Source organism: Streptomyces malaysiensis subsp. samsunensis, from assembly GCF_024519315.1.
GTDB classification, from domain to species: Bacteria; Actinomycetota; Actinomycetes; order Streptomycetales; family Streptomycetaceae; genus Streptomyces; species Streptomyces malaysiensis.
The window spans coordinates 32,769-53,526 of sequence record NZ_JANIIC010000002.1 but is presented as its reverse complement, the minus strand read 5'-3'; the positions used below and the strand labels follow the sequence as shown (position 1 = coordinate 53,526).

Sequence of the window (20,758 nt, the reverse complement as noted above, 5' to 3'; positions counted from 1 at the left end):
AAGCGGAGGAGAGGGGAGACAAGCAAGGAAAACTGCGCATGAGCGCATCGATGGTGCGTGGTCGGGCCGGTTGGCGCCGATTCATTGCGCAGCGGTCGCGGGAGGGGCCGCACCGGCCTCCGCACTGCCCGTGAGCAGGTGGGACAGCACCATGTAGCTGATCGTCTGGCGGACGAAGGGCTCGGCCCGGATGCGCTCCAGCACCTCCTCGAAATGCTCCACATCGGTCGCCATGACATGCAGCAGGGCGTCCGCGCCGCCGGTCACCGTCATGGCCGCGATGATCTCCGGATAGTTGCGCACGACCTCCGCGAGACGCCGGGGTGGTGCGGCGCTGTCGCAGTACACCTCCACATACGCCTCGGTCCGCCAGCCGAGGGCGGCCGGGCGCACGGTGGTGGTGAAGCCGGTGATCACATCGGTCTCCCGCATCCGGTCGACGCGGCGCTTGACCGCGGAAGCGGAGAGTCCGATCGCCGCGCCGATCTCCGTGAAGCTGGTCCTGGCGTTGGCCACCAGCGCCGCAACGATTTTGCGGTCCAGCTCGTCGAACGGTACGGACTGCTGTGTCATGTTTTGTCATCCTTTGCTGCTTTCGCGCCCTACGCGAAGGGCTCTTTCGCGCGCTCAATCCGTCCCGCGCTCCTTGAGTGCCTGAGGCGCCTTTTTCTGTACGCTCTTTCAGAAAGGTTCCACAAGAGGGGGCGTGAACCGGGGTACGAGCCCCCTTTTCACCGGGGTCGCGCGGTATGGGCTCCGGGGGTACGACAGCGGTGCGCCGAACCGGCCGAATCCACCACGGTGATACGACACCACCTACCGGCCCATGTCCTTCCAGGCGTAGCGTCAGCTAATCCACCCGTCCTTTCCGAACGATGAGCGGCTCCCTCGACGGAGACGGCTCACCATCCAACGGGGAAAGGCTTCGAGTACCTCCAACGCCGCGCCGCATACGCCGAATTCGCCGGTGAACCGAATCCGGCCCACCGGTGCCCCCGCGCATTCGGGCGACTCGCCGTACCGGCGGCTCAGGTACTCCGGTGTGAGTGAAAGGGACCACCGTCATGATTCTCTCCAGCCCCGCCAGGGCGCGATGAAAGCGCCCCGGCCGGCCCCGGGCGGCGCCGGAAACCCGCGCGACGCCGTGGTCACCGGCCTCGGTTTCTGTCTGCCGGGCGGCGCCGAACCCGTCTTCACCGCGGCCCAGGTGTGGGACATCGCCTCCCGGGGCCGCTCCGTCCTCGACCGGCACGACAGCCACTACGGCTCGGTCCACCTGAGTGCCGGGCAGTTCGAGGAGCGACTCCCCGACCTCCCCGAATTCTTCTCCCGCCACTACACCAACGCCCACCGCTACGGCCTGGTCTCCCTGGTTGAGGCGTGTGCCGACGCCGAGCTCGACCTGGCCGCCGGCGATCTGTGCGAGGCGGCCGTGCTCGTCGGCCGCGGCAGCGTGGACGCCAATGTGGACAGCTATCTCACCCTGCTCGGCATCGACCCCGACTCCGCCACCACCCTCGACGCCCTGGAGCTGTTCGTCGCCGCCGAACAGGCCGTATCCCCCTCCGACGTGGCCGTCGTCCAGGGCGCGCTGACCCGCACCGTCGGCCCCTGCTTCACCGTCTCCTGCGGCTGCGCCTCCGCCGCCGTACAGATCGGCAACGCCCGCCGCCTCATCGCGGCCGGCGAGACCGACCTCGCGGTGGTGACCGGCGTCGATGTCTTCAACGTCGGTGTGATCCAGAAGGGGGAGCGGCTGCTGCGCGGCGCCCAGCGCGCCTACGACGCGATGGACGCCGCCGGAATGCCCGATCTGCTGCCGTCCTTCGACTCCCTGATGCGCCCCTACGACCGGCGTGCCGACTGCGTCAACCACGGCGAGGGCTCCGCCACCGTGATCATGGAGAGCAGGGAGCATGCCGCGCGCCGCGGCGCCCACCTCTACGGCCAGGTGCTCGCCACCGCCATGACCCGCGACGGGCTGGCCAACCCGCTCGCCGCCGACCACACCGGTGCCCAGCTCACCAGGGCCGTCCGGCTCTGCCTGGGCGACCGATGGCGGATCGGGCAGGTGCCGTACATCAACGGCGCGAGCGACGGCGGCGCCGCCGTCACCGCCATGGAGGCCAACACCGTCCGGGAGCTCTACGGCCCCGACGCCACCGTGCTGATGTCCTCCCAGGAGGGCTGCTTCGGCCACCACGGCTCACCCGCCGGCTGCCTCGGCCTCGCCCTGACCCTGATGATGATGGAGTTCGGCGAGGTGTGCCCCACCGCCAACTGCGAACAGCCCGCGGACGGCCTCCCCTTCGACCCCGTCCCCGGCACCCGCCCCCGTCCCCTCCACTTCGACCACGCGCTCAGCTTCAACTACCAGATCGGTGGCGTGAAGCACGCGATGCTGCTGGGCGGCCCGGACACCATCTGAGTCCGTGACCCCCGCGGCGATCTCCACCCACGGCCCCTCACGGCCCCCACCCCGGGCCGGGCACCACCCACGGAGACCCCGATGCGTCAGCACACCCCCGCCCCCGGCCGTCCCCCCGGCCGTATCGCCGTCGTCGGCATGGGCTGCCGGCTTCCCGGCGACACCGACTCACCCGCCGCCCTGTGGCGGCTGCTGGCCGACGGACGCGACGCCGTCGGCGAACCGCCCCCTGAGCGCGCCGCGCTCTGGGCGGCCGACCCCGGCACGACCCCTGGTACGACCCCTGGTACACCCCCCGGCACGACCCTCGGTTCAGCCCCTGGTCCGGTCCAGGGAACGACCGCCCGGCCCGGGGCCGCGCCGCCCGTCCGCGGCGGATATCTGCGCGATGTGTCCGGTTTCGACGCCGACTTCTTCGGCGTCTCCGGACGCGAGGCAGACATCCTCGGCCCCCAGCACCGGCTGCTGCTCGAAGTGGCCTGGGAGGCCCTGGAGCACGCCGGAATGCCACCCGACCGGCTCGGCTCCACCGCCACCGGCGTCTTCGCCGGGCTCGGCTACAACGACTACATGAACCGGCTCGACCGGCACCCCCGCGAGCTGGAGGGCTCCGCCCTGGCCAACGGGCACTGCGTCGCCACCGGCCGGATCTCCTACCTCCTCGGCCTCCACGGCCCCTCCGTGGCCCTGGACACCGCGTGCTCGTCCTCCCTGGTCGCCGTCCACCTGGCCGTCCAGGCGCTGCGCGCGGGCGAATGCGATCTGGCCCTGGCCGGCGGGGTCACCCTGATGTTCGAGCCGCGCATCACCCGCTCGTTCGACCGGATGGGCATGCTCTCGCACACCGGCCACTGCCACGCCTTCGACGCCGCCGCCGACGGCTTCGTCCGCGGCGAGGGCTGCGGCATCGTCGTCCTCAAACGCCTCACCGACGCCGTGCGCGACGGGGACCGGGTCCTGGCCGTGCTGCGCGGCTCGGCCGCCGACCAGGACGGCCACTCCGGCGGGCTCGCCGCGCCCTCGGCCACCGCCCAGCGCGCCCTGTACGAGGAGGCGCTCGGCCGCGCCGGGGTCGACCCCGCCGACGTCGGGATGGTCGAGGCCCACGGCACCGGCACGCCCGTCGGCGACCCGGTCGAATTCGCCGGCCTCGCCCAGGTCTACGGAACCGGCCGGGACCGCTGCGCCCTCGCCTCGGTCAAGACCAACCTGGGCCACCTGGAGCCCGCCGCCGGTGTCACCGGGCTGATCAAGGCCGTGCTGTGCCTGGGCCGTGGCCTCATCCCGCCCAATCTGCACTTCACCGGCTGGAACCCGGCCATCGATGCCGAGGGGACCCGTTTCTTCATCCCCCGCCAGCTCACCCCGTGGCCGGTGCGGACCGGTCCCCGGCTGGCCGCCGTGTCCTCCTTCGGCTTCTCCGGGACCAACGCCCATGTGGTGCTGGAACAGCCCCCCGCCGCACCCGCCCCCACCCGCCGTCCCGCACCGCGGCCCCGGCCCGCCAACCGCGCCGTACCGCGGGTGTTCCTCGTCCCCGCGGGGTCCCCGGCCGCGCTGCCCGGCGCCGCGCGGCGGATGGCGGACTGGCTGGAGGGCGACGGCGCGGACACCCCGCTGCGCGATATCGCGCACACCCTGGCGCTGCGCCGCGGCGCAGGCCGCGGGCGGCTCGGTGTCACCACCGCGTCGCGCGCCGAACTCATCGGCGCCCTGCGGGCGTTCGCCGCCGGTCGGGCCCACCCCGCCGTGGTCACCGGCGCGGTGGGCGCCGCGGTCTCGCGCAGGCCGATATGGGTGTTCTCCGGGCAGGGCTCCCAGTGGCCCGGTATGGGACGGCGGCTGCTGGAGACCGAACCGGCCTTCGCCGAGGCGCTCGCCGAGGCCGATGCGCTCATCGCCGCCGAGTCCGGATTCTCGGTGCTCGACATCGTCCGCTCCGGCGCCCCGGTGACCGGCTGCGACCGGGTGCAGCCCGTGCTGTTCGCGCTCCAGACCGCGCTCGCCGCCACCTGGCGCGCCCACGGCGTGGAGCCCGCCGGGGTCATCGGCCACTCCATGGGCGAGGTGGCCGCCGCCGTGGTGGCCGGAGCGCTCTCCCTCGCCGACGGGGCCACGGTGATCTGCCGCCGCTCCGCACTGCTCACCCGCGTCGCCGGGCACGGCGCCATGGCCACGGTGGGCCTCGGCGCCGACGAGGTGCGGGCTGAACTCGACACCGGCGGGGTCACGGAGGCTGTCACCGTGGCCGTCATGGCCGCGCCCGGCTCCACCGTGGTGGCCGGGGACACCGCCCACGTCGAACGGCTCGTGGCCGGCTGGCAGGCCCGCTCCGTCCCCGCCGCGCTGATCGCCGTGGACGTCGCCTCGCACTCGCCCCAGGTGGACCCGCTGCTGGCCGATCTGCGCACCGCACTCGCCGACCTCACCCCCCGCCGCCCGGACGTGCCCTTCTACACCACCGTCCTCGACGATCCGCACACCCCGCCCGCCTTCGACGCCGACTACTGGTGCGCCAATCTGCGCTGCCCGGTCCGGTTCTCGGCGGCGGTGGCCGCCGCGGCGGCCGACCGCCACCTGGTGTACGTCGAGATCTCCCCCCACCCGGTCATCACCCAACCCGTCCTGCGCGGACTCGCCGGTCTGGTGGAGGACCCCGTCGTCCTGCCCACCCTCGTCCGCGACGAGGACGAGCCCGCCACCTTCCGGACCCATCTGGCCGCGCTGCACTGCGCTGGCGTCCCCGTCGACTGGTCGGTGCTGTACGCGGGCGCCGCACTCGCCGACGTACCGCCCATCACCTTCGACCGCACCCGCCACTGGGCCGACGCCCCGCTCCCCGCGCACCCCGACGCCACCTCGGCCGCCGGGCTGCCCGGCGCGCACCTCGAAGTGCCCGGCGAACCCGTCCGCCACTCCTGGCGCGCCCGCACCGGCACCGCGGCCCTGCCCTGGCTCGGCGACCACCGGGTGCACGGCGCACCCGTGCTGCCCGGCGCGGCCTCCTACGCCCTCGCGCTCACCGCCGCCTGCGAGGTGTTCGGCACCGGGCCCGAGGAGGTCGAGGTCACCGATCTGCGCTTCCGCGAACTGCTGCGGCTCGCCGACCGCACCGACCTGTCCACCACGGTGACCCTCGCCGCCGCCGACCGCGCCGAATGCGAGATCTACGGGCGCGACGAGGACGGCGCCTGGGTGTGGCAGGCCACCGCGGTGCTCCGCAGACTCGCCGTACCACCGCGCACCCGCGCCGCCTCCGTGCGCACCCTCGCCCTGCGCCATCCGCTGCCCGTCGATGCCGACGCCCTCTACGCCAATCTGCGGGCCCGGGGCGTGGAGCACGGAGCGGCCTTCCAGGGCATAACCGATGTGTCCGCCTCCCGCCACGGCAACAGCTTCTGGGCCCGGGTGCGGATCCCCGAGGCCGCCCGCGAACCAGGGCACGGTCTGCGCGTCCACCCCGTCCTCGTGGACCTGTGCGCCCAACTCTTCGTCGCCGGGCTGCTCGACGGGGACGACCAGCGGCTGCTGCTGCCCGCGCGGATGCAGAGCGTACGCGTCCTCGGCGACCCCGGGACCGCCGTGTACTGCCACGCCCGCCTCGCAGAGACCACCCCCGGAGCCACCGTCGGGCACGTCCGCCTGCTCGACGCGGCCGGGCGGCCGGTCCTGGCCGTCGACGGGCTGCGGATCGTGCACCGGGCCGCCGACCGGGCACCCGAGGCCGACCGGTGGTTCCTCGAACTCGGCTGGCGGCGCACCACCCGGCCCCCGGCCACCAGGCCCCCGGGACGGTGGCTGGTCGTCGGAGAGGCGGACGGCACCGCCCGCGCGGTGGCCGCAGCGCTGCGCGCCGCCGGTGCCACGGCCCGGGTGTGGGAGGCGCCCCTGACCGACCAGGGGCTCGACACGTTCCGCGACGCCCTCACCCTCCGGCTCACCCGCCCCGGGGAGCGACCGCACGCCGTGGTGTTCGTATGCGGCCCGCGCCCCGCCGACGGCGGCGCGGAAGACGGGCTGCGCCGCACCCGTCGGCTGCTCGCCGCCGCCCAGGCGCTCACCGCCCGCTTCCCCGAACCGCCCCGCCTCTACGCGGCCACCCGGGGCGCCCGCACCGTGACCCCCGGCGATCTGGCCGACCCCGGACAGAGCGCGCTCCGCGGACTCCTGCGGGTGCTCGCCCTGGAACACCCCGAGTTGCGGGCCACCTCGGTGGACACCGATCCGGCCGCCCCGGACCGGCTCGCGGAAACCCTCGCCGCCGAACTCCTCGCCGACGGCCCCGAGGACGAGATCGCGCTGCGCGACGGAGCCCGCTACACCGCCGAACTGGACTACGCGCCCCTCACCGACACCGAGCGCACCAGCGCCGCCGCCCGCACCGCGCGCTGCGGCACCGACGGCTTCCGGCTGCGCGCGGGCCGCCTCGGCGACCTCGGCAGCCTGGAGCTCACCACCACCCCCCGCCGCCCGCCAGGACCGGGCGAGGTGGAACTGCGGGTGCTCGCCGCGGGCCTGAACTTCCGGGACGTCCTCACCGCCATGGGCCTGCTCCCCGGCGACGAGGACATCCGCTACCGGCTCGGCTTCGAATGCGCGGGCGTGGTGAGCGCGGTGGGACCAGGCGTCGACCAACTCCGCGCCGGTGACCGGGTGGTGGCGGCCGATGTGCACGGCGGCGCCTTCGGATCGTTCACCGTCGTCCCCGCCGACCACACGGCGCCCCTGCCCGAGGGGCTCGACCCGCACACCGCCGCCGGGCTGCCGATCGCGTTCCTCACCGCCTGGTACGCGCTGCGCCACGTCGGGCAGGTGACCGCGGGGGAGCGGGTGCTGATCCACTCGGCCACCGGCGGCACCGGACTCGCGGCCATCGCGGTCGCCCGGCTGCTGGGCGCCGAGGTGCTGGCCACGGCGGGCAGCGAGGAGAAACGGCGCTTCCTGCGCGGTATGGGCGTCTCCCGGGTGATGGACTCCCGGTCGCTGGACTTCCGCGACGAGGTCAAGGAGGCCACCGGGGGCGAGGGCGTCGACGTGGTGCTCAACTCCCTCTCCGGAGCGGCCGTCCGGGCCGGTCTCGAGTGTCTGCGCCCCTTCGGCCGCTTCGTCGAGCTCGGCGTCCGCGACATCCTCTCCGACGCCCCGCTCGGGCTCTCCCCGCTGCGGCACAACATCACCTTCGCCACCGTGGACCTGAAGGAGGTGCAGCTGGCCCGCCCACGGGTCTACGCGGCGCTGCTGCGCGAGGTGCTCGGCGCCATCGGTGAGGGCCGTCTCAAGCCGCTGCGGTGCACCAGCTATCCGCTCGCGGAGGTCACCGACGCGTTCCGGCGGATGGCCGGTGCCCGCCACATCGGCAAACTGGTGCTGACCATCCCGCAGGAGGGCCAGGTCGACGCGGTGCTGCCCGACGGACCGCTGACGGTACGCGACGGCGGGACGTACATCGTCACCGGCGGCCTGAGCGGTCTCGGGCTCGCCACCGCCCGCTGGCTGGCCCGCCTGGGCGCGGGCCACCTGGTGCTCAACGGACGGACCGCACCGTCAGGCGCCGCCGCCCGGGCACTCGCCGAACTCTCCGCCGCCGGGACCAGGATCACGGTCGTCCGCGGCGATATCGCCCGCCCGGACACCGCTGCCCGGCTCGTGGCCGCCGCCACCGCGCGCGACGGGGCGTCCCCGCACGGTGTCGTCCACTGTGCGATGGTCCTCGACGACGCGGCCGTGGCCAACATCCGCGAGGACCAGCTGCACCGCGTATGGGCGCCGAAGGCCACCGGGGCGTGGCGGCTGCACCGGGCCACCGAGGGACACCGGCTCGACTGGTTCGCGGTGTACTCCTCCATGGCCTCCCTGCTCGGCAACGCCGGACAGGGCGCCTACGCGGCCGCCAACGCCTGGCTGGACGGCTTCGCCGCCTGGCGCTCGGCGCGCGGCCTGCCCACCCTCGCGGTCAACTGGGGGCCGTGGGGCGAGACCGGAGTGGCCACCGGCTTCGCCGACCGCGGCTATCGGACGATCCCCGCCGACCAGGGGCTCCACGCCCTCGGCGACCTGCTGGCCCACCGGCGGGTGCAGACCGGTGTGATCCCCGGCGAACCGGCCACCTGGATCCCCGCCACCGACCGCCGGTCCTCCCTCTTCGCCCCGCTGCTCGCCGGTGACGACACCCCGGCGGCCGCCCGGGAGCGCACCGACGACATCCGCGACCGGCTGGCGGCGCTTCCCGCCGGTCCGGCCCGCCGCACCGCGCTGGAGTCCTATCTGACCGACCACATCCGTGCCGTGCTGCGGCTCAGCGGCACCACGCTCGATTCGCAGACCCCCCTGAAGGCGCTGAACTTCGACTCGCTGCTCGCCATGGAACTGCGGGTGCGCCTGGAGACGGGGCTGAGCATCAAGCTCGCGGGCAACTTCGTCTGGCGGCATCCGACCGTGGCGGCCCTGGCCGCCGGGCTCGCCCAGCAGCTGGGGCTCGATCCGGCCGACCGGCCGGAGGAGCGGCTGGGCGCCCCGGGCTGACGGGGCCGGGCCACCGGCGGTGCCACGGGACCGGCGGTGCCACCGGCGGGCGGCTACGGACCGGTGTCTGCGCCACCCGGGACCGTGCCAACCGGGCCTGTGTCACCCGGGACCGGGCGATCCGCGGCCGTGCCACCCGGGACCGGATGACGCGGGGCCGGGCGGTCCGTGGCGGGGCGGGCCCAGGCGCTCACGGCCAGCTTGCCGGTGGTGCCCAGGTCGACAAGGTCGGGCACGGTCTGCGCGTCCTTTTCGCCGCCGTTCGGTGCGATCCGCACATAGCGCCCGTCGGCGGCGGGGCGGGTGATGTCCGTGACCAGATTCCGCCACAGCAGCCGCGCCACCGCCCGTTCACCGGGCTTCAGCGGCACGGGTCCGCCGACCGTCCCGAAGTCGTCGACGGTGGCGATGTCCGACGCCCGGTGGCTGATCGTGACCTCCAGCGGTTCCAGGTCCTCGTCGAGGACCTGGACGGAGGGGTGGCCGGTCACCGTGTAGGTGCGCTTGCCGCAGTTCACCAGCTCGATCTCCTGCTCCCGCAGCCCCATCGCCGCGTTGGCCTCCGCGGCCCGCAGCAGCACCCCCGAGTCGGGGCAGACCGGGGGAGCGGTGGGCGCGGCGGTGCTCGGGGCGGTGGCGAGGCCCGACGGGCGGGGCGTGGCCTCGTCCGGCACCGCGGCGACTCCCGACGAGGTCTGCGTACCGCATGCGGAGAGCAGAGCGGCCGCCGCGAGCGAGCCGAGCAGCCGTCTTCGGCGATGGCGAGCGGCGCTCCGGGAAACGGGCGCCTGGGGTGTCGCGATCGTCTGCGTGTTCATGCGGCTCATCCTGCCGCAACCCCGGGCGGGATGAGCCGCGTTGGACCGGCCGCCCGGCTACAGCGTCACGACGTCGGCCGTGGCCACGGGTTTTCCGTCGGCGAACGACCGGTTGGCCGCGAGCCCGGTGACCAGCGCGAGCGCCCCGTCCTCCTCGGTGGCCGATCGGCGCGAGGCGTCCGAGGCGTCCGAGGTATCCGAGGCATCAGAGGTGTCCGGGGTTTCGCGGGTGTCCGGGACATCCGCCCCGTCCACGGCGGTCTTTCCGGCGGCCGCCGGATCCACCGGCCCGTACAGCACATCGAGCATCCGCTCGTCCCCGCCGCCGTGCCCCGCGTGGCCGAACTCCGGCAGCGCCACCTCCCGTGGGGGCTCCCACAGCGGCCGCAGCACCAGCCGCGGACCGCCCGCGTTGGCGAGCGCCTGATCGCCGTGGACGGCACCGCGGCCGGAGGAGGTGCCCAGCACCGGCGGCTGCCACCTGCTCTCCTCGACCTCCAGCTCCAGCCGCCCCCGGGTGCCGTTGAACATCACCCGGTAGCCCTCCCAGGGGGAGTAGGCGGTCAGGTGGTACGTCATGGTGGCGCCGGTGTCATAGCGGACCAGCAGCGCCATGTCGTCCTCGATGGTGATGCCGTCGCCGAACACATTGCGGTCGCGGTGGTAGCCGTCCACGCCCTCGGCGTCCAGATACAGCGAGCGCAGCGCGTCGTTCCCGGCGAGCTCCAGCGCGAACGGGTCGTCCCGCGCGGCGGTGGCGCCGTGTGCCCGCTCGTACTCGCGCCGGTAACCGCTGCGCTCACCCGCCGTACGGCCGTAGAAGCCGAGCCCGCCGTAGCCGAACACCTCTTCGGGGCGCGCCCCCAGCCACCAGTTGACCAGATCGAAGTGGTGGCTGGACTTGTGCACCATCAGCCCGCCGCTGTGCTGCTTCTCGCGGTGCCAGCGGCGGAAGTAGTCGGCCCCGTGGCGGGTGTCCAGCAGCCATTCGAAGTGCACCGACAGCACCTCGCCGATGGCGCCGCCGGACAGCTGCCGGTGGACCTCCTCGTGCACCGGGTTGAAGCGGTAGTTGAAGGCGACCGTCAGATGGTTGCCGGTCTCCCCGACCGTCTCCAGGATGCGACGGCACTTGGCCGCGTCCGTGGTCATCGGCTTCTCGGTGACCACTCGGCAGCCGGCCCGCAGCGCGGGCACGATATACCCGTCGTGCAGTGCGTCCACGCAGGTCACCACCACTTCCTGGATATCGTCCGCGCGCAGCCGCCGCTCGAATTCCGCCGGGCTCCAGGTGGCCGCCTCCGGTTCGCCCGCCTCCTTCAGCAGCCGCTGGTGGTGGGCGATGCGCACCGGGTTCGGATCGCACAGCGCCGCGACCCTCAGATGCGGGCGGCGGGCCAGCGCCTCGGTGAACATCTGGGCCCGGGAGCCGGTGCCCACCACCACGGCCCGGGACGGGGTGCTGCCGACGGTCATGCGTCCTCCTGCGGGAGCGAAACGATTCAATCCGAAGTCGATCAACGCGTGCGCAGAATAGGACGATCGGCGCCCCGCCACCATGGCGCCCCGCCACCACGGTGAGTGGAGCGCGGCACGGGGGAGGCGGATGTGTGCGGGGGTGCGCCGGCGGTCCCTGTGCAACGATGAAATAAGTGGACATGCGCTCCGGAGACCCGGCGCGGCGGACGTGTCCGATCGACGCCGGCGCCCCTCACAGGTCCCGGGAGGACGACGGGCCATGACCGATATCCAGGAGTCGCTGCGCGAGATGATGGAGTGCGAGGGTGCGCTCGCGGCCTCGCTCGTCGACTATCTGAGCCGGATCACCCTGGGTGTGGCCCAGACCGCGCAGGGGCCGGATCTGGAGAAGGTGGCCTACGGGGACACGGATTTCATGCGGGCCAAACTGTCCACCCTGGAGATGCTCGGTTACGACCCGGAGCGCATCGAGGACATCGTCGTCACGCTGGACACCGAATATCACGTGATCCGTCCGCTCAGTCAGCGCACCCGCCAGGGTGTCTTTCTCTATCTGGTGGCCGACCGGACCCGGGTGGACCTGGACGCCGCGCGGGCGACGATGCGCGGTGTGGCCCACCGGCTCGACGTCTAGCTAGGGCCTGTCTGGGGTTGTGATCTGGGCTCGCGGGGCGTGGCACGCACGCTCGCCGCGTTGCCGGAAGGCCCTAGTAGCTCCGCTACGAGGGCCTTCCGGCGCCTTGCGATCGCACGCACCACGCCCCGCTCCCTGATCCAGATCACAACCCCAGACAGGCCCTAGAAGCGGTGCATCCGGGTTTAGGGACGAGGAATCCGGCGAGGAGTCCCATAGCCGACTCTGTGTGTGCGTGGAGCCGCACACCGTCGCGGTCCGTATCGAGGACCGGGACGGCCCGAGATCCTGCGCCATCGGGCTTTACGGGCGAAGGGGAATAAATGGTAGGAAGGGTGCGTGGTCGGAGTTTTCAGTCGATCAAGACTCGCCCCGTACACCTCCTCCCGGAAGCATCTCCGCTCCCTGCTCAGCGTGCGCAGCCTGAGCGTGCGCAGCATCGCCGGGCAGGTTTTCGCTGTCCAGGTACTGCTCGTCTGTCTGCTCATCGTCGCGGCCACGACGGCGCTGGTCCTCCAGGCCCGTAACGACAGCGAGCAGGAGGCCCTCAACCGCGCCACCGCCGTCGCCCAGACCTTCGCCACCTCCCCGGGGATCGTGGCCGCGATGCGCACGGACGATCCGACCGCCCTGCTACAGCCCCGCGCCGAGGACACCCGTCACCGGGCGCATCTGGACTTCGTCGTCGTGGCGAACACCAAGGGCATCCGCTACACCCACCCCAAGCCCCAGTACATCGGCAAGGAGCTCGTCGCCGACTGGCGGCCCGTGGTGAAGGGCAAGATCGTCACCGAGTCCGTGCAGGGGCCACTCGGCCGGGAGGTCCAGGCCACCGTCCCGATCCCCAGCGGCGACGGCAAGGTGGCCGGTGTGGTGTGCGCCGGAATGACCGCCGCCGATGTGAGCAGCCGGGTCGAGCGCCAGCTGCCGCTGGTCTTCGGCTCCGCCGCCGGTGCGCTCGCACTGGCCACCGGTGGGACGGCGCTGGTCGGCGGGCGGCTGCGGCGGCAGACCCGAGGGCTCGGCCCCGCCCAGATGACCCGCATGTACGAGCACCACGACGCCGTCCTGCACTCGGTGCGGGAAGGCGTGCTCATCGTCGACTCCCACGGCCGCCTCGTCCTCGCCAACGACGAGGCCGGACGGCTGCTGGAGCTGCCCCCGAACGCCGAGGGCCGCCCCGTCACCGAGCTCGGCCTCGAGCCGCGCACCGCCGAGCTGCTCGCCTCGGGCCGGTTCGCCACCGACGAGGTGCATCTGGCCGGGGACCGGATGCTCGCCATCAACCAGCGCCCCACGCGCTGGGACGGCGGGATGTCCGGAAGCGTCGCCACCCTCCGCGACTCCACCGAACTGCGCGCGCTGTCCGGCAAGGCCGAGGTGGCGGAGCGGCGGCTGAGGCTGCTCTACGAGTCCGGTGCGAAGATCGGCACCACCCTCGACGTCGAGCGGACCGCCGAGGAGCTGACCCGCTTCGCCATCCCGTGGTTCGCCGACTTCGCCACCGTCGACCTCGTGGACCCCGTGCTGCGCGGCGACGACCCCGTGGACAGCGCCATGCGCCGCACCGCCACCTCCGGTGTGCGGGCCGACCATCCGCTGTGGCGGGTCGGCAAGGTGATCACCTACACCGGCACCGTGCCCCAGGCGCTGGGCTTCGGCGGGGGCCGGCCGGTGCTCGAGGCGGATCTGCGGACCTATGCGGGATGGCAGGAGCAGGATCCCGAACAGGCCACGAGGATCATCAGGTATGGCATCCACTCGATGATCACCATCCCGCTGCGGGCACGGGACGTCACCCTGGGCATCGCCACCTTCTGGCGCTCCGAGGAGGCCGAACCGTTCGACGAGGACGATGTGGCGCTCATCGAGGAGCTGGTCGCCCGCGCCGCGGTCGCCATCGACAACGCCCGCCGCTACACCCGCGAACACGCCATGGCGGCCACCCTCCAGCGCAGTCTGCTGCCCCAGGGCCTGCCGGAACAGGACGCCCTGGACGTGGCCCACCGCTATCTGCCCGCCCAGGCCGGAGTCGGCGGCGACTGGTTCGACGTCATACCCCTGCCCGGCGCCCGGGTCGCCCTCGTCGTCGGCGATGTCGTCGGCCACGGACTGCACGCCGCCGCCACCATGGGCCGGCTGCGCACCGCCGTGCACAACTTCTCCGCGCTCGATCTGCCGCCCGATGAACTCCTGGCCCATCTGGACGAGTTGGTCAGCCGGTTCGAACAGGACCAGGCCGCCGCGGGCACCGACGCCCCCGGCATCAGCGGCGCCAGCTGTCTGTACGCCATCTACGACCCGGTCTCCGGCCGCTGCACGATGGCGGGCGCCGGGCACCCGGGCCCGGCGGTGGTCCTCCCCGACTCCACCGTGACCTTCCCCGATATGCCCCTCGGCCCGCCGCTGGGCCTCGGCGGCGAACCCATCGAGACCGCCGAGGTGGAGCTGCCCGAGGGCAGTCGGCTGGCCCTGTTCACCGACGGGCTGATCCGCGATCGCGGGCGGGACTGCGACGAGGGGCTCGGCGTTCTGCGTGGCATCCTCGCCGGACTGTCCGGTGACTCTCCGGAGGAGACCTGCCAGGCCGTCTTCGAGACCATGGCCTCCGCCCACCCCGGCGATGACATCGCCCTCCTCGTGGCCCGCACCCATCTCCTGGACCCCGGGCACGTCGCCGAATGGGAGCTGCCCTCCGACCCCGCCGCGGTCGCCCGCATCCGCAACGAGGCCGCCGAGCAACTCAGCGCCTGGGGGCTGGAGGAGGCCGGTTTCACCACCGAACTCATCCTCAGCGAGCTGATGACCAACGCCATCCGCTACGGATCCGCCCCCAGCCGCGTCCGGTTGCTGCGCGCCCGCACCCTCATCTGCGAGGTGGCCGACGGCTCCAGCACCTCTCCCCATCTGCGCCGCGCCGCCACCACCGACGAGGGTGGCCGAGGGCTGTTCCTCGTCGCCCAGTACGCCCTGCGCTGGGGGACCCGCTACACCCCCAATGGCAAGATCATCTGGGCCGAACAGCCGCTGACCGCCTCGATGCCCTCGCAGGGCGGGCCCACGGACGAGGAACTCCTCGACCAGTGGGCCGACATCCCCGGCTGAACCCGCGACCCCGGCCGGGCCCGATTGGCGCGGAGGCGGGGTCAGACGACACCCTCATGGCGTAAAGCGCCGCTCACCAGGGGCCATTGGGCCCGGCGGCGCGATGGGCCATGGAGGAATGCGGCATGCGCAAGAGGCTGCGGGAGCGGCTGCGGTACTGGTTCGACGGGACGATGGACCGTGGCACCCCGGCGCTGATCGGCTGGCTGGGGCTGGCCTCACTGGCCTTGATCACCTTGGTCTCCGGGGTGGTGGTCGCCTTCGCCCACAAGGACACCGAGGACAACGGCGGCTGGCCGGGCATCGTCTGGATGAGCCTGCTGCGCACCCTGGATCCGGGCACGATGGGCGGGGACACCGGGCGGCCGCTGTTCCTGATCCTGATGCTCACGGTGACCATCGGTGGAATCTTCATCGTCAGCGCGCTGATCGGCGTGATGACCACCGGTCTCGAGGCCCGGATCCAGCAGCTGCGCAAGGGCACCTCACGGCTGATCGAGCACGGCCACACCATAGTGCTGGGCTGGTCGGAGCAGGTCTTCACGGTGATAGCGGAGCTGGTGGAGGCCAATCAGAGCGAGCGGCGCTCCTGTGTGGTGATCCTCGCCGACCGGGACAAGGTCGATATGGAGGACGAGATCCGGCGCCGTATCCCGGACACCGGGAAGACCCGGGTGATCTGCCGCTCCGGCAATCCGCTCCAGCGCGGCGATCTGGAGCTGGTGAGCCCGGACAGCGCCAAGGCCATCATGGTGCTCTCGCCCATCGGGGACGACAGCGACATCGACGTCATCAAGTCGCTGTTGCTGCTCAACGGCCGCACCTGGACCGGGAGGCGGCCCAATGTGGTGGCCGCCGTGCAGAGTTCGGCGAACCTGGCGGCCGCCCGGCTGGCCGCGGGGGACTCCGCGCTGGTGATCGACGCCGATGACATCGCGGTCGGGCTGATCGTGCAGTCCCATCGCCAGTCCGGTCTGTCCACTGTTTTCAACGAACTGCTCAGCTTCATCGGCAATGAGATCTACCCCTGGCACGAGCCCGCTCTGGTCGGCGCCACCTACGGGGAGTCGCTCAACGCCTTCGAACTCGGTGTGCCCATCGGCCTGCACAGCGCGGACGGCGAGGTGCTGGTCAACCCCGCCATGGACACCGTGATCGGGCGCGAGGACCGGCTGCTGATGGTCGCGGAGGACGATCTGCTCATCAAGGCGGCGGCCGCTCGGCCCCGGATCGTGCGCCCGGCGATGGCCACGGCCGCGGACCGGCCGCCGCTGCCGGACCGTACGCTGCTGATCGGCTGGAACTCCCGTGCGGAGAAGATCATCGCCCAGCTCGACCTGCTGGTGAAACCCGGGTCGGTGGTGGACATCGCCGCCCCGCGGCCACCCCGGGAGGAGGCGAACCGGGAGCTGACGAACCTCACGGTCGGCTTCAAGTACTGCGAACCCACCCGCCGCCCGTCGCTGGAGGCGCTCGGACTGGACGGCTACCGCCATATCGTGGTGCTGACGGACGACGGGATCGACCCCGGACGGGCCGACGACCGCACTCTGGTCACCCTGCTCCACCTGCGCGACATCGAGATCCAGCTCGGCGATCCGTACTCGATCGTGACCGAGATGCACGACGACGCCAACCGCGAGGTCGCGCAGGTCACCAAGGCCGACGACTTCATCGTCTCCACCAAGGTGATCAGCCTGCTGCTGACCCAGCTCACCGAGAACCGCCATCTGTACGCGGTCTTCGCCGACCTCTTCGACCCCCAGGGCTCCGAGATCTACCTCAAACCGGCGCCCAGCTATCTGATACCGGGTGAGGAGGCGAACTTCGCCACCGTCATCGAGGTCGCCGCCCAGCGCGGTGAGACGGCCATCGGCTACCGGCTGGCCCGGCAGAGCGACGCGCCACCGCTCTACGGCGTTCATCTCAACCCGTCCAAGACCGCACCGCTGACCCTGGAGGAGGGCGACACGGTGGTGGTCCTGGCCGAGGACTGAACGAGGGCGCGAAGGACGGCCGGGCGTCAGCCGAGCGCGCGGTGGGCGCCGGGGGTGTGCCCGAAGGCCCGGCGGAAGACATCGATGAAGGCGCTGCTGGACGCCCAGCCGCATCGATGGGCCACGGCCGTGACCGGGACGCCCTCGGCCAGCAGCCGCAGGGCGTGGTGCAGCCGAAGCTGGGTGCGCCACTGCGGGAACGTCATCCCCAGCTCCGCCGCGCACAGCCGGGTCAGGGTGCGCTCGCCGACCCCGACCGCGGCGCCGAGCTGCCGCAGGGTCCGGTTGTCCGCCGGGTCGTCGTGGAGGATGGCGCACACCGCCATGAGACGCGGGTCCCTGGCGGCGGGCACATGCACCAGCTACTCGATCAGCTCGCGTAGCCGCGGGCCGACCTAGAGAAACGCGCCGTACGCGCGGTGTTCGTGACTCCGCTCCCCCGCCTGAAGGAGGGGGGCTTTCAACTCGAAGGTTGCGGTCCAGCCCGAACCGATCCCTTTCGGGACAAGAGGAAGGTATCAAAGGCCAGGAAAGCGATTCCCCCACCGGCTGAAGCCGGTGGTCCCCTCGCTAGGAGACTGATGGACGGTCCCGGCCGGAATCCACAGCGCCCGGTTGGCGGGCGCGATCCAGCTTCCCGCGTCGGTGGTGACCGCCAGCACGCCTCGCCCGGCGTAGACGATCTGGTGCTCGTCATGGCGATAACCGGATCCCACCGGCGGCCACCGGATCCCACCGGCGGCCGCCGGATTCCGCCGCGGCCGTCAGCGGACGGCCAGGGCGCCGTCCGCGTTCATGATGGTGCCGGTGGTCCATCCGGCCCGGGAGGAGGCGAGGAAGGCCGCCGCGGCCGCCACCTCGTGGGGTTCGCCGATCCGGCCCGGGGGACGGGCGTCCGGGGCGTGCCCGCCCCCGGCACCGGGCTCCTCGGCACCCATCGGGACGAGGCGGTCGCGTTCACACGCCGGGGCGCGCACGGCGCCGGGGGCGATGCCGTTGACCCGGACACCGGAGGGGCCCAGTTCCCCGGCGAGCGCCCGGGTCATCGCGTTGATGGCGCCGCGGGTGGCGGAGTAGGCCGCGGAGGGGCGGTCGGCGGACATCGCGTGGGCCCAGTAGCTGCTGATGTTGATGATGCTGCCGCGGCCCTCGACGAGCGCGGGCAGCAGCGCCTGGGCCAGCAGGAAGGGCACCCGGACATTGAGGTGCAGCATGGTGTCGAAGGAGTCGGCCGAGGTCTGGGCGAGCGGGCTGAAGTGTGCCGTGCCGGCGTTGTTGACCAGCGTGTCCACCCGTTCGGTGAGCGCGAGCACCTGATGCGCGGCGGCGGTCGCGGCGCCGGGGTCGGCCAGGTCGACACGGAGGGTGCGTACGGCGGTGCCATGTCCGGCCAGGGTGTGGCGGGCCCGCTCCAGCTTGTCCCAGTCGTGGCCGAGCAGCACCAAGCCTGCGCCCTCCACGGCGAAGGCGTCCGCGATGGCGTAGCCGAGGCCCTCGCCGCCGCCGGTGATCACCGCAGTGGTGCCGGCGAGATGGCTCATGGCGGCGGTTCCCTTCGACATGCCGGTCCTATCGCGGCGGCCTCCTAAACGGGCAGATCTTGTCCGATTGGATCTTCAGCGTATGTATCCGGACAGAATCTGTCCACTTGGCCCCGGCCATGACCCGGCGTACGACCGGCTCCGATCCCCTCTCCGTGCCGCACACTGAGATGTCATGGAGTTGCAGATCACCGCCACCTCGCCCGAGCATCCGGCGTCTCTGCTCGATCTGCCGTGGAACATCCCCCTGGAGGAGTGGCCGGAGGAGCATCTGGTCGCGCTGCCCCGGGGCATCTCCCGCCATGTGGTCCGCTTCGCCCAGGCGGGCGGCGAGATCGTCGCGGTGAAGGAGGTCGGCGAGTGGGCGGCCGTACGGGAGTACGGGCTGCTGCGCGATCTGGACCGGCTCGCCGTCCCCGCGGTGGACGCGCTCGCGGTGGTCACCGGGCGCACCGACGAACACGGCGAGCCGCTGGAACCGGCGCTGATCACCCGCCATCTGGTGGGGTCCCAGCCGTACCGTTCGATGTTCCAGACCACCATGCGGCCCAGCACCATCAGACGGCTGCTCGACGCGCTCGCCGTGCTGCTGGTGCGGTTGCATCTGGCCGGGTTCGCCTGGGGCGACTGCTCGCTGTCCAACACCCTCTTCCGGCGCGACGCGGGCGCGTACGCCGCCTATCTGGTGGATGCCGAGACCGGGCAGCTCCAGCCGAGGCTCACCAGCGGACAGCGGGAGTACGACGTCGAGGTGGCGCGGGTGAACATCGCGGGCGAGCTGATGGACCTGGAGGCGAGTGGCTCCCTGCACCCCTCGGTCGACCCGGTGCTCTTCGGCCAGGCCATTGTCGAGCGCTACTGCGAGCTGTGGCATGAGCTGACCCGTGAGTCGGTCTATCCGCTCGCCCGGCGCCACGCCATCGACCAGCGCGTCCGGCGTCTGAACGACCTCGGGTTCGACGTGGCGGAGATGCAGATCGAGCGCTCACCCGACGGCGACACCGTCACCTTCGTGCCCAAGGTCGTCGACGCGGGCCACCACCAGCGGCAGTTGCTGCGGCTGACCGGACTCGACGCGGAGGAGAACCAGGCCCGCAGCCTCCTGAACGACCTGGAGACCTGGATGGCCACCCAGGACGACTACGCGCCCGGCGATCCGCTCGGCGCGCGCCCGGAGGTGCTGGCCCACCGATGGGTCCGCGATGTCTTCCGGCCCGCCGTGCGGGCCGTTCCCAAGGAGCTGCGCGGTGCCACGGACACCGCGCAGATCTACTACGAACTGCTCGAACACCGCTGGCTGTTGTCCGAGCGGGCCCGCCGTGACGTGGGTCTGGACACCACCGTCGAGGACTACATACGCACCGTCCTGGGCCACCGCCCCCACGGCTGAACAGCCCCCTGGGCTCCCGGCCGGGCGCTCAGGACCCCGCGGTCAGCACCTTCCGGATCGACTCGATGACGCGCGGCGCCTGGTCGTTGAGGTAGAAGTGGCCGCCGGAGTACACCTGGAGGTCGAAGCCACCGGAGGTGTGCTCGCCCCAGGCGCGCGCCTCCTCGACACTCGCCTTGGGGTCGTCGTCCCCCACATGCGCGTGGATGGGCGTCGCCAACTGCGGGCCGGGGGTGTAGCGATAGGTCTCGGCCGCCTTGTAGTCGCTGCGGATCGAGGGCAGCACCATCCGCAGGATCTCGTCGTCGCCGAGGAGCTGGGTGTCGGTGCCGCTGAGCGCCTTCATCTCGGCGATCAGCCCGTCGTCGTCACGGAGGTGGACGGACTCGTCGCGGTGGCAGGAGGGGGCGCGCCGCCCCGAGGCGAACAGCGCCACCGGCACCACGCCCTTCTGCTCCAGGCGCAGGGCGACCTCGAAGGCCAGGGTGGCGCCCATGCTGTGGCCGAAAAGCGCCACCGGCTTGTCCGTCCAGGGCAGCAGCTCGGGCACCAGCGCGTCGGCCAGGTCGGGGATGTTGTCGACGCACTTCTCGTTGCGCCGGTCCTGGCGCCCCGGATACTGCACGGCGAGCACGTCGACCGTGGGCGAGAGCGCCTTGGAGACGGGGAAGTAGTAGGAGGCGGACCCGCCGGCGTGGGGCAGGCAGACGAGTCGCGTCGCGGCGGCCGGCGCGGGGTGGAACTGCCTGATCCACAGGCTTGTGCCGGTGGGGTTTGCGGTCACGTGATGTCCTTTCGTGCCGCTCGCTCTGCGGCGGCTGTCGGAGGGCTGTCGCGCGCGTGC

11 protein-coding genes and 1 pseudogene are annotated in these 20,758 nt (G+C 72.4%); 6 read left to right on the top strand and 6 right to left on the bottom strand.

The genetic code is table 11. The annotated features are described in order from the left end of the window. Nucleotides 1-81 precede the first annotated feature (81 nt). Complete coding sequence (locus NQU54_RS01470) at nucleotides 82-573, bottom strand: Lrp/AsnC family transcriptional regulator (RefSeq protein ID WP_069860538.1); 492 nt, start codon at nucleotides 571-573, stop codon at nucleotides 82-84. A gap of 520 nt (nucleotides 574-1,093) precedes the next feature. Between NQU54_RS01470 and NQU54_RS01465 the strand changes: the two genes are divergently transcribed. Together NQU54_RS01465 and NQU54_RS01460 are read left to right on the top strand one after the other, a co-directional pair. Further along, entirely contained in the window at nucleotides 1,094-2,428 is a 1,335-nt protein-coding gene (locus NQU54_RS01465) for a beta-ketoacyl synthase N-terminal-like domain-containing protein (protein ID WP_257629379.1), read from the top strand. An 81-nt stretch (nucleotides 2,429-2,509) separates the two neighbouring features. After that, nucleotides 2,510-8,950, top strand: a complete 6,441-nt coding sequence (locus tag NQU54_RS01460; protein ID WP_257629378.1) for a type I polyketide synthase — start codon at nucleotides 2,510-2,512, stop codon at nucleotides 8,948-8,950. Nucleotides 8,951-9,003: 53 nt separating this feature from the next. On the opposite strand, the gene NQU54_RS01455 is transcribed toward NQU54_RS01460, so the two are convergent. Then, nucleotides 9,004-9,768, bottom strand: coding sequence for a DUF4232 domain-containing protein (locus NQU54_RS01455; RefSeq protein ID WP_257629377.1), 765 nt, complete (start codon nucleotides 9,766-9,768; stop codon nucleotides 9,004-9,006). Nucleotides 9,769-9,825: 57 nt separating this feature from the next. After that, a complete protein-coding gene (locus NQU54_RS01450) occupies nucleotides 9,826-11,244 on the bottom strand; it encodes a Gfo/Idh/MocA family protein (RefSeq protein ID WP_257629376.1) in 1,419 nt (472 codons plus the stop codon). A gap of 262 nt (nucleotides 11,245-11,506) precedes the next feature. Between NQU54_RS01450 and NQU54_RS01445 the strand changes: the two genes are divergently transcribed. The 3 genes from NQU54_RS01445 (at nucleotide 11,507) to NQU54_RS01435 (ending at nucleotide 16,983) form a co-directional block, all read left to right on the top strand. Beyond that, complete coding sequence (locus NQU54_RS01445) at nucleotides 11,507-11,881, top strand: hypothetical protein (RefSeq protein WP_257629375.1); 375 nt, start codon at nucleotides 11,507-11,509, stop codon at nucleotides 11,879-11,881. A gap of 414 nt (nucleotides 11,882-12,295) precedes the next feature. Further along, nucleotides 12,296-14,986 (top strand): SpoIIE family protein phosphatase, encoded by a 2,691-nt coding sequence (locus NQU54_RS01440; protein ID WP_257629374.1) that lies wholly within the window; start codon nucleotides 12,296-12,298, stop codon nucleotides 14,984-14,986. A gap of 125 nt (nucleotides 14,987-15,111) precedes the next feature. Beyond that, nucleotides 15,112-16,983, top strand: a complete 1,872-nt coding sequence (locus NQU54_RS01435) for a CASTOR/POLLUX-related putative ion channel (RefSeq protein ID WP_257629373.1) — start codon at nucleotides 15,112-15,114, stop codon at nucleotides 16,981-16,983. A 26-nt stretch (nucleotides 16,984-17,009) separates the two neighbouring features. Here NQU54_RS01435 and NQU54_RS49910 read toward each other — a convergent pair. Both NQU54_RS49910 and NQU54_RS01420 read right to left on the bottom strand, forming a co-directional pair. Beyond that, nucleotides 17,010-17,714, bottom strand: a pseudogene (locus NQU54_RS49910) (helix-turn-helix transcriptional regulator). A 33-nt stretch (nucleotides 17,715-17,747) separates the two neighbouring features. Continuing rightward, entirely contained in the window at nucleotides 17,748-18,524 is a 777-nt protein-coding gene (locus tag NQU54_RS01420; protein WP_257629370.1) for an SDR family NAD(P)-dependent oxidoreductase, read from the bottom strand. Nucleotides 18,525-18,699: 175 nt separating this feature from the next. On the opposite strand from NQU54_RS01420, the gene NQU54_RS01415 reads away from it, so the two are divergent. Then, nucleotides 18,700-19,914 carry a DUF4032 domain-containing protein gene (locus NQU54_RS01415; protein ID WP_257629369.1) on the top strand — a complete coding sequence of 405 codons (1,215 nt, stop codon included), beginning with the start codon at nucleotides 18,700-18,702 and terminating at the stop codon, nucleotides 19,912-19,914. 28 nt (nucleotides 19,915-19,942) lie between these two features. Here NQU54_RS01415 and NQU54_RS01410 read toward each other — a convergent pair whose 3' ends face one another. After that, on the bottom strand, nucleotides 19,943-20,698 hold the full coding sequence (locus NQU54_RS01410; protein ID WP_257629368.1) for a thioesterase II family protein: 756 nt from the start codon (nucleotides 20,696-20,698) through the stop codon (nucleotides 19,943-19,945). Nucleotides 20,699-20,758 lie beyond the last annotated feature (60 nt).